This is a genomic window from Rhodococcus sp. NPDC059968, from assembly GCF_042738615.1.
Taxonomy (GTDB): Bacteria; Actinomycetota; Actinomycetes; order Mycobacteriales; family Mycobacteriaceae; genus Rhodococcus_F.
This window is the reverse complement of record NZ_JBHWUE010000008.1, coordinates 164,217-176,816: the sequence shown is the minus strand read 5'-3', so window position 1 is coordinate 176,816 and position 12,600 is coordinate 164,217. Positions and strand designations below refer to the sequence as shown.

The following is a 12,600-nucleotide window of genomic DNA, read 5'->3' as shown; positions in this document are numbered from 1 at the left end:
ACTACACAAATCCACCCAATCCTCACGACGCCATGAGCACGGCCCCCCGCGTACCCAAGCTCAGGTAATCACCGCTCCGCGAAAATCGGCGCTAACAGCCAGTTAGAACGTGAGCAGCAAACCCGCGTCCTTCAGGACCGGGTAGTTGATTTCGCTGGAATACGCGACCACGCTGCCCCGGTACCAGTCGGGGGACGCGGGCGCCGCGCCGAGAAGGCACGAGATCTGCCCGCCGGTGAGGGATTCCGCCGTCGCGAGGAAGACGTGCGCGTTACGCGCCGCGGTCGAGATCCGTTCTGCGGTTCGGTCCTGCGGACTCATGGACCTCACGTTATCGGACGTGTCCCCGGCGCAGAGTTGCCGTCGGCACCCGTCTGTCGAGTGGAACAGGTTTCAGTTTGGCAGGTTTCCGGTTAGGGTGTCGGTGACCCAGGACACAGGAAATCCAGGCCGCCGGACCACGCGCCTCGGCGTCGCGGGAGTAGAAGGATTACAGATGACCGACGAGTTCGCAGATCTGCATCGACCCGCCTTCGCTGCAGACCTCCTCATCACTGCACTGGAACGCAACTCCGACAAGCCGGCGCTCTACCTCGGCGACGTCGTCCTCACCGGCGGTGAGATGCGTGATCAGATCAGTTGCTTTGCGCAGGCACTGGCTTCGCTCGGAATCGGCAAGGGCACGAGCACCGCCATGCTGTCCAAGAACAGGCCCGAGGTGCTCATCAGCATGGGCGCCACCATGATCTCCGGATGCCGCGCCAGCGCGCTGAACCCGATGGGCTCACTCGACGATCATCTCTACATCGTCGGCGACGCCGAGATCCAGACGTTGATCTTCGATCCCACCGCCTTCGAGGAGCGCGCCGCCGAACTGGTGGCGCAGTCGCCGTCGATCGAGAACGTGTTGTCGTTGGGGCCGTCCCAAGTGGGTACCGACATTCTCGCCCTCGCCGAGACGTTCACCCCGCAACGCCTACGGGCGGCGGACGTGGCCGCCGACGACAACAGCAGCATGGTCTACACCGGCGGCACGACCGGCAAGCCGAAGGGCGTCGTCGGCTCCTACCAGTCCGGCGCGACGCTGAACCAGATCCAGATGGCCGAATGGCAGTGGCCCGACGAACCGCGCTTCCTCATCTGCACGCCGCTGTCGCACGCCGGAGCCGCCTTCTTCATCCCGACCCTGCTGCGTGGTGGCGCGCTGATCGTGCTGCCCGCGTTCGAGCCCGGTGCCGTCCTCGAGGCGATCGAGAAGCACAAGATCTCGGCCACGATGCTCGTCCCCACCATGATCTACTTGCTGATGGATCACCCCGACCTGCCGAAGCGGGACGTGTCCAGCCTGCAGACGCTGTTCTACGGTGCCTCGGCGATGTCGCCGGCGCGGTTGAAGGAGGGCATCGAGAAGTTCGGCCAGATCTTCTTCCAGTTCTACGGCCAGACCGAATGCGGAATGACCATCGCGGTGCTGCGGAAGGAAGAGCACCTTACGGACGATCCCAGCCGGCTCGCGACGTGCGGGCGGCCCGTGCCCTGGCTGAACGTCGCCCTGCTCGACGACGACCTGAACGAGGTCCCGCAGGGTGAGCTCGGTGAGATCTGCGTCCGCGGCCCGCTGGTCATGAAGGGATATTGGAAGAAGCCCGACGAAACCGCCGAGGCGTTCCGCGGCGGCTGGCTGCATACGGGCGATGTCGCCCGCAAGGACAAGGACGGATTCATGACGATCGTCGACCGCAAGAAGGACATGATCGTCACCGGCGGGTTCAACGTGTTCCCCCGGGAGATCGAGGACGTCATCTCGGCCCACCCGGCCGTCGGCTCGGTCGCGGTGGTCGGGGTCCCGGACGAGAAGTGGGGCGAGGCCGTCAAGGCGTGCGTGGTGTTGCGGGCGGGGCAGACGGTCGACGCCGCCGAACTCGTCGAACGGGTACGGGCCGCGAAGGGATCGGTGCACGCGCCCAAGTCGATCGACTTCGTCGACACACTGCCGCTCACCCCGCTCGGCAAACTGGACAAGAAGGCGCTGCGCTCCCGGTACTGGGAATGTGCAGACCGAGCGGTCGGATAGCACGAGCGGGGCGGGAAACAAGGGACCTGGTCTGCGGCGTGGCGCCCGCGCCTATAGTCTGCCCAAGTACTTCGCGGCAGGACCGCGTTCGGTCGGTGACGAGGATGCGCGGTGGATTCACAGGCAATATCGCTGGTCCGGTCGAGTTTCAAGGCTATCGCGGCGGTGCCGGACGGGCCCCAGACTCTGTCGCGGTCCTTCTATGCCCTGCTGTTCGCGCGGTATCCCGACTCCCGGGACTTCTTCCCGGCGGCCATGGACGAGCAACGCGACCGGTTGATCTCCGCCGTCCAGTACGTGATCGAACGACTCGAGGAGGAGTCCGGGCAGATCCTCGCCTACCTCGCCCAGCTCGGCCGGGACCATCGCAAGTACGGAATCGAGGACGCGCACTACGTCGCCGTCGGCAACTCCCTGATTGCCGCGGTCGAGCAGTTCCCCTCGACCGAGCCGTGGACCGACGAACTCGAGCAGGCGTGGCGCGACGTCCTCGCGGTCGTCGCCGCCACCATGATGGATGCGGCCAACGCCGAGAGCGGCCCGCCGGCGTGGGGCGCGACCGTCATCGAGCACCTCCAGGTCCGGAAGGACGTCTCGATCGTCCGCCTGCAACTCGACGAGCCGATGACCTACACCGCCGGCCAGTACGTGAGCGTGCAGGTGCCGTCGCGTCCCCGGATGTGGAGGTACCTGTCGCCGGCGAACGCCGCCAACGACCAGGGCATCATCGAGTTCCACGTCCGCCGGGTGTCGGGCGGCTGGGTCAGTCCCGCCATCGTCAGCCAGACCCTCGTGGGCGAGCGGTGGGTGATCGGATCCCCGCTCGGCGACCTCGGAGTCCGCTACGGCAACGGTCGCGACATCCTCATGATCGGATCGGGGACGGGCATCGCCCCGCTGCGCGCGCAGATCCTCCAGATGTCGCAACGCGGCCAGGACCGTCGCGTCCACCTCTTCTTCGCCGGCAGGTACCCCTGCGACCTCTACGACCTGGGCACCCTGTGGGCGCTCGCGGAGCAGAATCCCTGGCTGACCGTCGTCCCGGTCACCGAGGAGGACGAGGACCCGTGGTGGTACACCGGCCCGAGCAGCGCCGCGTTGCCCGGTATGCACCGACGACTGACCGGCAAGGTCGGGCAGGTCGTCGCCGACTTCGGGACGTGGGCCGAGCGCGACATCCAGCTCGTCGGCTCCGACGCGATGATCAACACCACCAAGTTCCGGCTGCACGCGGCGGGCACGCCGCCGGAGAACATCCGGCACGACCCGTCCTACTGATCCGAATGCCTCAGTACGGGTCGAACTGAATGTTCTCCGTGGGTGTTCCGGTGTCCCGGAGACGGTCGAGGGTGGCGCGGACCATTGCCGCCGAACCGCACACCAGCACCTGGTGCTCGGTGAACGCGCCGTAGGACGTCACGACGTCGGGCAGTGAGCCCTCGACGAGATCGTCCTCGGTGAACCCCACGTCCACTCTGGTGCGTTCGTACCACTCGTCGGTCCAATCCGGATTTCCGACGTTCTCCACCACGGGAATGACGGTGAGCCACGGCAGATCCTGCAGCAGCAGGTAGAGCATGTCGGACGCATAGAGATCGCGTGGTGTCCGATCGCCCGTGAACAGGAACACCCTCGGCGGATTCGGCCGGCGCGACAGATCCAGCAGGATCGACCGGAAGGGGGCCAGACCGGTGCCGCCGGCGACCATGATGACGTCCGGCCCGTCCTCGTCGACGGACATCGTGCCGCGGGGTTCGAGGATCTGCCACTGGTCGCCGGGCGAGGTCCCCGTGACGATGTCGCCGCTGACCCAGCCGCCGGGCACCGTCCGGACGTGGAATTCGAGCTTGCCGTCCAGCGACGGCGGCAGGGCGGGGGAGAGCCTGCGCAGCAGCCGCGGGTTCTGGGGCACGCTCACGTCCACGTACTGTCCCGGCACGAACGGGATGTAGTCACCGACGAGCCGGATCACGGCGAGGTCGTGCCGCAGGCGGTGATGTTCGACGACGGTGCTGGTCCAGGTGGTCTGCGTGGCTTGCATGGCGTGATGCTCTCCCGACGGTCGAACCGGACAACGGATGGGCGGGGACGGGCGGCGCGACTAGATCAGGGGGTCGTGCCGGATCAGTTCGGGCGGAGTACCGCCGCCCTGCAAGGCGTACACGGTGGTCTTGATCATCGCGGGCGAACCGGAGATCTGGATCTGCCGGTCCGCCCACGACCCGAACCGGGCGACGACGCGGCCGAGCTGCCCCTGGAGTCGTTGATGCAACCCCGGCGGCGCCTCCGGGGCGGGATTCCTGTGCCACCACGGGTCCTCGTCCTCCTCGGACACGGGAACCACGGTCAGCCACGGATTGCTCAGCGACAGGTGCCACAGGGTCTCGATGTCGTACAGATCGCACGGGTACTTGCCGCCCACGAACATGTGGACCCGCGGGTTGTTCGACCGCATCGCCATCTCCATCACCTGGGCGCGCAGCGGTGCGATGCCCGTCCCCGAACCGATCATCAGGACGTCCTGCCCGCTGTCGCGGTCGACCTCGAGGCCGCCGAGCGGGGAGCTGAGCAGCCAGCGGTCGCCCACCTGCGTCTCGTTCACGATGGCGGGACTCACCCAGCCGCCCGACACGCGGCGCACGTGGAACTCGAGCTGTCCGTACGGGTTGGCGGGGATGGCCGGCGACAGGTACCGCCACATCCGGGGCCGCTGCGGGATCTGGACGCTGAGGTACTGGCCCGCACCGTAGGGGATGGGGGAGTCGGTCTCGAGGCGGACGATCGCGAGGTCGTCGAGGCGGCGTTCGTGATCGACCACGGTGGCGCCCCACGCGGCGGGCAGGTCGTCGTTGTCCGCGGCGTCGGCCATCGTGTGGAGGAGGAGGTCGAGCAGTTCCGTCCAGGCCGCGGTCAGCGAGGGCGTCCAGATGGCTTGGGTGAAGGAACTCCGCACCGCGACGAGCAACGCATTGCCCGACGCGAAGTAGTGCCCGCCCTCGACTCCGTACTTGCGGTGGTCGCGGCCGAGCTGGCTGAGGAAACCGAGGATCCGGCCCTCGTCGTCGAGGTTGTCGATGACGAACTGCAGCGCCTGGAACAGGCGGTGACCCTGCTGATCCAGCGCAGCCGGGAAGAGCGCGCGAAGTTCGGGGTGTTCGGCGAACAGGGTGGCGTAGAACGTGGTGGTGAGCCGGTTGCGTCCGTGTTCGGTGGACACGATCGACGAAAAGCTGGCGCGCAGACGCGAAATCACGAGCGGATCGAGGCAATCTCGTGTCAAGCCGTCCCCTGCCTCCGTGCCTGTTGATTCGAACACCCGCATTCTAGCCGTCACTCGCGCGACCTTTGGATCACAGCAGTGGCCGATTCGGGTGAAACCCCGGCTCTTCGGTGGGTCGCTCTCGCGCCGTGACCACCGGCAAGGCACGATGCATCCAGTAAACAGGCAGCGTTACCGAGGGGGGCCCATGAGAGTTGGCTGTGCGCGGGATCGTGGTCGGTTTCGTCCGGGGATGTCCAGTTCGGTCCGGGTTCGCCGGACTGCCGCTGTCGTGGCGGCCGTGACGCTGACGGTGATCAGCGGCGGAAGCGTCGTCTCGGCGGAACCCCGGACGACGATCGAGTCGATCTCGGTCGACGAGGCGCCCGACGGTTCGCGGTTGATCGAGGTCACCCCGGTCGGCGAATCGCAGATGAACTTCACCGTCCACTCGACGGCCATGGACAAGGACATCACCGTCCGGGTCATCCGGGCCGCGTCGGAGAAGCGTCCCACCGTCTACATGCTCGGCGGCGTCGAGGGGAACTCCGAGCAGTTCGGCTGGGAGCAGAAGGCGGACGTCGAGAAGTTCTTCTCCGACAAGGATGTCAACGTGGTCATCCCGTTCGGTGGCCAGTCCAGTTACTACGCGGACTGGAAGCAGGACGACCCCGAGCTCGGCCGGAACAAGTGGCAGACGTTCCTGACGAAGGAACTGCCGCCCATCGTCGACTCGGCGCTCGCGACGACCGGGAAGAACGCCATCGCCGGGCTGTCCATGTCGGCCACCAGTGTGCTCAACCTCGCGATCTCCAAGCCCGGGCTGTATCAGAGCGTCGGGGCGTACAGCGGGTGCGCGATGACGAGCGACCCGGTGGCGCGCCGGTTCGTCGAGATCACGGTGTCGGACTTCGGCGGAAACCCCGAGAACATGTGGGGTGCGGCCGACGATCCGCTGTGGGCCGCGAACGATCCGTACGTCAACGCCGAGAGGCTCCGCGGGACCACTCTCTACATCTCCAACGGCAGCGGGCTGCCGGGGCCGTACGACACCCTCGACGCCCGGACCGTCGGCGGCGACCGCCGCGCCCTCGCGTCGCAGGTCGTGGTGGGCGGTGTCATCGAGGCCGTCACCAACGACTGCACGGTGCGGCTGGCGGAGAAGCTCCGCGCCCTCGACATTCCCGCCACGGTCGACCTCCGGCCGGTCGGCACGCATTCGTGGGGGTACTGGCGCGACGACCTCTCCGCGTCCTGGCCGATGATGGCGGCCGCGATCGAAGCCTGATATCTCGCCCCGCGAAGCGTCGCGGGGCGAGATGATGGGGTAGCGGAAAACTTTTCAAAGTTGAGCGGAACAGACTCAACCCTTCGTGCGTTAAGAAGATGACAGCGTCGCCCGTGCCACTCGGCCCCGGGCGGCGGACCGCTCTACAACGCCAGAAGAGGTGAACAGTGGACTCGTTCAATCCGACCACCAAGACCCAGGCCGCGATGACCGCTGCGCTCCAGTCGGCGTCGTCGGCCGGTAACCCCGACATCAGGCCCGCACATCTGCTCGTGGCCCTGCTCGACCAGACCGACGGCATCGCCGCCCCGCTGCTCAAGGCGGTCGGCGTCGATCCCACCGTGGTCCATCGTGAAGCGCTGAATCTCGTCGACCGGCTGCCCAAGACGACGGGTGCCACCACCACACCGCAGCTCGGCCGTGAGGCCCTCGCCGCACTCACCGCAGCACAGCACCTCGCCACCGAACTCGACGACGAGTACGTGTCGACGGAGCACCTGATGGTCGGACTCGCCTCGGGTGAGTCGGACGTGGCCGGGCTGCTCAAGCGGCACGGCGCCACCCCTGAGGCGCTGCGTGACGCGTTCACTACCGTCCGTGGCAGTGCGCGCGTCACCAGCCCGGATCCGGAAGGGACGTACCAGGCGCTCGAGAAGTACTCCACCGACCTCACCGCCCTGGCCCGGAACGGCAAGCTCGACCCGGTGATCGGCCGCGACAACGAGATCCGCCGCGTCGTGCAGGTACTCAGCCGCCGGACCAAGAACAACCCGGTGCTGATCGGCGAGCCCGGTGTCGGCAAGACCGCCATCGTCGAGGGACTTGCCCAGCGCATCGTCGCAGGCGACGTTCCCGAATCGCTGCGCGGCAAGTCCGTGATCTCCCTCGACCTCGGATCGATGGTCGCGGGCGCCAAGTACCGCGGCGAGTTCGAGGAGCGGCTCAAGGCCGTCCTCGACGACATCAAGAACTCGGCCGGTCAGGTCATCACGTTCATCGACGAGCTCCACACCATCGTCGGTGCGGGTGCTACCGGTGAGTCCGCGATGGATGCAGGCAACATGATCAAGCCGATGCTCGCCCGCGGCGAGCTGCGGCTCGTCGGCGCGACCACGCTCGACGAGTACCGCAAGTACATCGAGAAGGACGCGGCCCTCGAGCGTCGCTTCCAGCAGGTGCTGGTGGGCGAACCGTCCGTCGAGGACACCGTCGGCATCCTGCGCGGGCTCAAGGAGCGGTACGAGGTGCACCACGGTGTGCGCATCACCGACTCCGCGCTCGTCGCCGCCGCCACGCTCAGCGACCGCTACATCACGTCCCGGTTCCTGCCGGACAAGGCGATCGACCTCGTCGACGAGGCCGCGTCCCGGCTGCGGATGGAGATCGACTCGCGACCCGAGGAGATCGACACCGTCGAACGCATCGTCCGCCGCCTCGAGATCGAGGAGATGGCGTTGCAGAAGGAATCCGACGCGGCGTCGAAGGACCGGCTCGAGAAGCTGCGGCAGGAACTGGCCGACGAACGGGAGAAGCTCAACCAGCTGACCACCCGCTGGCAGAACGAGAAGCAGGCCATCGACTCCGTGCGCGGGGTCAAGGAGCAGCTCGAGACGCTGCGCGGCGAGGAGGAACGCGCCGAACGCGACGGCGATCTCGGCCGGGCCGCGGAGCTGCGGTACGGCCGCATCCCGCAGCTCGAGAAGGAACTCGAGCAGGCGGCCCGCGAGTCGGGTGCCGCCGCCGACGGCGACGTCATGCTCAAGGAGGAAGTGGGTCCCGACGACGTCGCAGACGTGGTCGCGGCATGGACCGGCATCCCCGCCGGCCGCATGATGGAAGGCGAGACCGCCAAGCTGCTGCGGATGGAGTCCGAACTCGGCAAGCGGGTCGTCGGCCAGGAAGAGGCCGTCGTCGCCGTGTCGGATGCGGTTCGGCGCGCCCGCGCCGGAGTCGCCGACCCCAACCGGCCCACCGGGTCGTTCCTGTTCCTCGGACCCACCGGCGTCGGTAAGACGGAGCTCGCGAAGTCCCTCGCGGACTTCCTGTTCGACGACGAGCGCGCCATGGTCCGCATCGACATGTCCGAGTACAGCGAGAAGCATTCGGTGGCCCGGCTCGTCGGCGCCCCGCCCGGATACGTCGGGTACGAGGCGGGCGGCCAGCTCACCGAAGCTGTGCGGCGGCGTCCGTACACGGTGGTGCTGTTCGACGAGGTGGAGAAGGCGCACCCCGACGTGTTCGACATCCTGCTCGCCGTCCTCGACGAAGGCCGGTTGACGGACGGTCAGGGACGCACGGTCGACTTCCGCAACACCATCCTGATCCTCACCTCCAACCTCGGTGCGGGTGGATCACGGGAGCAGGTGATGGATGCGGTCCGGCGCGCGTTCAAGCCCGAGTTCATCAACCGGCTCGACGACGTCGTGATCTTCGAGTCGCTCACGGAAGAGCAGCTCGAGTCCATCGTCGACATCCAGCTCGACCAGTTGTCCCGCCGGCTCGCGGCGAGGCGGCTGACGCTGGACGTGTCCGACTCGGCCCGCTTCTGGCTGGCCGTCCGCGGCTACGACCCCATGTACGGGGCCAGGCCGTTGCGCCGGCTGATCCAGCAGGCCATCGGCGACCAGCTCGCGAAGCTGCTGCTCGCCGGTGACGTCAAGGACGGCGACACAGTCCCCGTGAAGGTGTCCGAGACCGGGGACGCGCTCGTCCTCGGCTGACCCCTCACGTGAGTGGCACGGTGTGCTCCCGCACGCCGTGCCACTCACCTGTGTTTTCACAGCGAGGTCTTAAGTTTCGCCGTTACCCTGGACCGTCCGTAACCGCAGGACACCGGCCAGACGAACCCGAGGGAGGGGCCGATCATGACGAACCCCGACGACCCGCGCACCCCGCAGGAACGCGCGTACGACGGCACGGAGTCGTGGACACCCGACGGCACAGAGTCCTGGTCGCGGCAGGACCAGCCGACCGAGCACCTCGGCTCACCCGACCAGCGCACCGAGCACATGGATCCCGCAGCCGGGCCGACCGAGCAGTTCTACACGTCCGACCCGACCGCGGCGTACGGGCAGAACCAGCCCAATCCGACGCAGGCCTACCCGACCTACGATCCGCGGTACGACCCGCAGGCTCCGCCGCCGAACGCCACGCAGGCGTATCCGACCTACGCCGCCCAGCAGTACCAAGGCGGGTATCCGACGGGGCAGTACCCCAACGCCCAGTACACCGGCTCGCAATACCAGGCGCCGCCCGCCGAGGGTCCCGAGGAGAAGAAGCCCCGACGCATCGGCACGTGGATCGCCGCCACGGCGGCAGCGTTGCTGCTGATCGCCGTCATCGGCTTCGGTGTCGCCCTCTTCACGTCCGCGCCGAACAACTCCTCGAGCACGACGGCGGCGGGCCCGACCACGTCCCGGCCGCCCGCCACCACCGCGCCGCCGAAGACGACGACACCGCCGCCGTCGACCACGTCGGAGTCGCCGCTCGATCAACTCCCCGGCGGAATCGGCGAGGCCATCGGCGCTGCCGGGGCCGCGTTCGGAACGATCAGCGCCAACGACGGGTCCACACTCACCCTCGACGCCCTCGGCGGTTCCCAGTTGACGGTCCAGACCAACGCGCAGACCAACGTGATCGCACTCGACGGCACCACGGTCGCCGATCTGAAGCCCGGATTCACCGTGATGGTGCAGGGAACGAAGGTCGAGAACGGCACGATGATGGCCGAGACGATCATCAGCACCGAGCTGCCGAAGCTCGGCGGTAACTGAGACGATGGGTCCGGGCAAAACCGACACGGGGTGTCCGGGTACCGCTTCGCCTCGTAACGGCGTCGACTCGCTAGGCTGATCACCGATGACGGGAATGTGGTTCGTACTGGCGTTGATCGCACTCGCAGGCGCGTGCGCGCTGCTCTATTTCGATCGCTCGCGTCGTGATCAGACGGGTCGCGTGCGGCAGATCTGGGCCAAGGCCCAGGGCTACACGTACGACAATGTCGAAGAGAAGCTGCCCGGCCAGTTCCATCGGGCCGCGCTGGCCAAGCAGGAGTACCTCAGCGCCATCGATGTGGTGAAGGGCGAACGCCGGGGCGAGACGTTCATTCTGTTCGACCTCGAGGAGACCGCGACCATCGTCGCGGTGCGCCGCCGGGTGGGTTCGGACGTCGACATCGACCTGCGCCTGAAGTCGACCCCGCCGCCGAAGGACTCGGACCTCGAGCTCCTCGGCGCCATCGGACCGCGAGTCGTGTTCGCCACCGACCTCGAGATCGCCCGCAGGGTCTGCGATCAGCGCATGGTGGCGTTCACCGAGTCGGTGCCGCCGCACGTGAACATGCTGTGGAGCGAGGGCGAGTGGACCCTCGGTTCGCTGCCCATCGGCAGCAGCGGCCGTGAATGGGATTCGGCCATCGAGGCCGTCGCCCGGCTGTCCGGCATCCTGCACGTCCTGCCCCCGGTCACAGAACCGCGTGGACTCGACCGCGGCCACCACGACCCGAGCCGGCCGGCCCCAGGCGCTCCGCGCCCGTGAGTGTGTGACGAGTCCTGGGACTCGCTAACCGCGCACAGGCGCGCAACGCCTTGCTACCGTCACCGGTATGTCGACGCCCTCCAGTTCCGCCCGACCCGTTGCCCTCGTCACCGGCCCGACGTCGGGCCTCGGTGCCGGTTTCGCGAGGAAGTTCGCGTCTCTCGGTTACGACCTCGTGCTCGTCGCGCGCGACGAGACCCGCTTGCAGGCCCTTGCCGACGAGATGAAGGCGTTGTTCGACACCGAATCCGAGATCCTGCAGGCCGATCTGGCAACGGCGTCCGGGCGCGAGGAAGTGGCGCAGCGCCTAGGGAAGGGTGTCGAGGTGTTGGTCAACAACGCCGGATTCGGCACGTCGGGCGAATTCTGGACCGCGACGCCGGAGCTGTTGCAGTCCCAGCTGGACGTGAACGTCACCGCCGTCATGCAGCTGACCCGCGCCGCGTTGCCCGCGATGATCGCGTCGGCGAACGGTACCGTCATCAACGTGGCGAGCGTCGCCGGCCTGCTGTCCGGGCGCGGGTCGACCTATTCGGCGAGCAAGGCGTACGTGATCTCGTTCTCCGAGGGATTGGCGAACGGGCTGGGCGGCACGGGAGTGCGGATCCAGGCGCTGTGCCCGGGGTTCATCCGTACCGAGTTCCACGAGCGGGCGGGCATCGAGATGAGTTCGATCCCGAAGCCGATGTGGCTGAGCGTCGACCAGGTGGTTGCCGCGTCGCTGGCCGATCTCGAGGACGGCAAGGTCGTGAGCATTCCCGGCCTCCAGTACAAGGTGCTGACCACTGCCGGTCGCCTCGTCCCGAAGAGTCTGGTCCGGCGGCTGACCAACGTGTTCGGCCGGGGGCGTGCCCGCACCTAGAGGTGGGTAGGGTTTCGGGCATGAGTGATCGTGAGGATCTGGCCGCGCTGGTGCGTGAGCTGGCTGTTGTGCACGGCAAGGTGACGTTGTCTTCGGGCAAGGAAGCCGACTACTACGTGGACCTCCGCCGCGCCACGCTGCATCACGAGGCGGGCCCGCTGATCGGGAAGTTGCTGCGTGAACTGGTGGCGGACTGGGATTTCGACGCCGTCGGCGGACTGACGATGGGCGCCGATCCGGTGGCGATGGCCGTGATGCACGCCGCGGGCAGGCCGATCGATTCGTTCGTGGTGCGCAAGGCCGCGAAGGCGCACGGCATGCAGCGGCAGATCGAGGGACCGGACGTCGTCGGCAAGCGTGTCCTCGTCGTCGAGGACACGACCACCACGGGCAACTCGCCGCTCACCGCGGTGAAGGCGTTGCGCGACGTCGGGGCGATCGTCGTGGGCGTGGCGACCGTCGTCGACCGCGCGACCGGTGCCGACGAGGTGATCGCGGCCGAGGGTCTCGAGTACCGTTCGCTCCTCGGTCTCCCCGACCTGAACCTCTGACCGCACACGTGAGTGGGAAGTGTGCCTCGG

Annotated in this window: 11 protein-coding genes; 8 read left to right on the top strand and 3 right to left on the bottom strand. The window is 67.6% G+C overall.

The genetic code is table 11. The annotated features are described in order from the left end of the window. Window positions 1-102: 102 nt before the first annotated feature. A complete protein-coding gene (locus ACFWAY_RS10965; RefSeq protein WP_378510654.1) occupies window positions 103-321 on the bottom strand; it encodes a CinA family protein in 219 nt (72 codons plus the stop codon). Between the two features lie 175 nt (window positions 322-496). Here ACFWAY_RS10965 and ACFWAY_RS10960 point away from each other — a divergent pair, with 175 nt between their 5' ends. Next, the gene (locus tag ACFWAY_RS10960) at window positions 497-2,074 is read left to right on the top strand and encodes an AMP-binding protein (protein ID WP_378510653.1); all 1,578 of its coding nucleotides are present in this window, start codon (window positions 497-499) and stop codon (window positions 2,072-2,074) included. Between the two features lie 111 nt (window positions 2,075-2,185). Further along, the gene (locus tag ACFWAY_RS10955) at window positions 2,186-3,352 is read left to right on the top strand and encodes an FAD-binding oxidoreductase (protein ID WP_378510652.1); all 1,167 of its coding nucleotides are present in this window, start codon (window positions 2,186-2,188) and stop codon (window positions 3,350-3,352) included. 10 nt (window positions 3,353-3,362) lie between these two features. Here ACFWAY_RS10955 and ACFWAY_RS10950 read toward each other — a convergent pair whose 3' ends face one another. Next, the gene (locus tag ACFWAY_RS10950; RefSeq protein WP_378510651.1) at window positions 3,363-4,115 is read right to left on the bottom strand and encodes an FAD-binding oxidoreductase; all 753 of its coding nucleotides are present in this window, start codon (window positions 4,113-4,115) and stop codon (window positions 3,363-3,365) included. A gap of 60 nt (window positions 4,116-4,175) precedes the next feature. Further along, window positions 4,176-5,396: a globin domain-containing protein gene (locus tag ACFWAY_RS10945; RefSeq protein ID WP_378510662.1), complete on the bottom strand. Its 1,221-nt coding sequence runs from the start codon at window positions 5,394-5,396 to the stop codon at window positions 4,176-4,178. A 190-nt stretch (window positions 5,397-5,586) separates the two neighbouring features. Here ACFWAY_RS10945 and ACFWAY_RS10940 point away from each other — a divergent pair, with 190 nt between their 5' ends. The 6 genes from ACFWAY_RS10940 to pyrE all read left to right on the top strand — a co-directional run bounded on the left by ACFWAY_RS10940 (window position 5,587) and on the right by pyrE (window position 12,570). Next, window positions 5,587-6,621: an alpha/beta hydrolase gene (locus tag ACFWAY_RS10940; protein WP_378510650.1), complete on the top strand. Its 1,035-nt coding sequence runs from the start codon at window positions 5,587-5,589 to the stop codon at window positions 6,619-6,621. A gap of 167 nt (window positions 6,622-6,788) precedes the next feature. Next, complete coding sequence (clpB, locus tag ACFWAY_RS10935; protein ID WP_378451478.1) at window positions 6,789-9,341, top strand: ATP-dependent chaperone ClpB; 2,553 nt, start codon at window positions 6,789-6,791, stop codon at window positions 9,339-9,341. A 144-nt stretch (window positions 9,342-9,485) separates the two neighbouring features. Beyond that, window positions 9,486-10,394, top strand: coding sequence for a DUF5666 domain-containing protein (locus ACFWAY_RS10930; protein WP_378510649.1), 909 nt, complete (start codon window positions 9,486-9,488; stop codon window positions 10,392-10,394). Between the two features lie 94 nt (window positions 10,395-10,488). After that, window positions 10,489-11,157 (top strand): hypothetical protein, encoded by a 669-nt coding sequence (locus tag ACFWAY_RS10925; protein WP_378451530.1) that lies wholly within the window; start codon window positions 10,489-10,491, stop codon window positions 11,155-11,157. A gap of 67 nt (window positions 11,158-11,224) precedes the next feature. Further along, window positions 11,225-12,019, top strand: a complete 795-nt coding sequence (locus ACFWAY_RS10920) for an SDR family NAD(P)-dependent oxidoreductase (protein ID WP_378451476.1) — start codon at window positions 11,225-11,227, stop codon at window positions 12,017-12,019. A 20-nt stretch (window positions 12,020-12,039) separates the two neighbouring features. Continuing rightward, the gene (gene pyrE / locus ACFWAY_RS10915) at window positions 12,040-12,570 is read left to right on the top strand and encodes an orotate phosphoribosyltransferase (RefSeq protein ID WP_378451475.1); all 531 of its coding nucleotides are present in this window, start codon (window positions 12,040-12,042) and stop codon (window positions 12,568-12,570) included. The last annotated feature ends 30 nt before the right edge of the window (window positions 12,571-12,600 follow it).

Coding starts and splice junctions, on each gene's coding strand:
- ACFWAY_RS10965 (WP_378510654.1), bottom strand. CDS start 321: ATGAGTCCGCAGGACCGAACCGCAGAACGGATCTCGACCGCGGCGCGT.
- ACFWAY_RS10960 (WP_378510653.1), top strand. CDS start 497: ATGACCGACGAGTTCGCAGATCTGCATCGACCCGCCTTCGCTGCAGAC.
- ACFWAY_RS10950 (WP_378510651.1), bottom strand. CDS start 4,115: ATGCAAGCCACGCAGACCACCTGGACCAGCACCGTCGTCGAACATCAC.
- ACFWAY_RS10945 (WP_378510662.1), bottom strand. CDS start 5,396: ATGCGGGTGTTCGAATCAACAGGCACGGAGGCAGGGGACGGCTTGACA.
- ACFWAY_RS10940 (WP_378510650.1), top strand. CDS start 5,587: ATGTCCAGTTCGGTCCGGGTTCGCCGGACTGCCGCTGTCGTGGCGGCC.
- ACFWAY_RS10930 (WP_378510649.1), top strand. CDS start 9,486: ATGACGAACCCCGACGACCCGCGCACCCCGCAGGAACGCGCGTACGAC.
- ACFWAY_RS10925 (WP_378451530.1), top strand. CDS start 10,489: ATGTGGTTCGTACTGGCGTTGATCGCACTCGCAGGCGCGTGCGCGCTG.
- ACFWAY_RS10920 (WP_378451476.1), top strand. CDS start 11,225: ATGTCGACGCCCTCCAGTTCCGCCCGACCCGTTGCCCTCGTCACCGGC.
- pyrE (WP_378451475.1), top strand. CDS start 12,040: ATGAGTGATCGTGAGGATCTGGCCGCGCTGGTGCGTGAGCTGGCTGTT.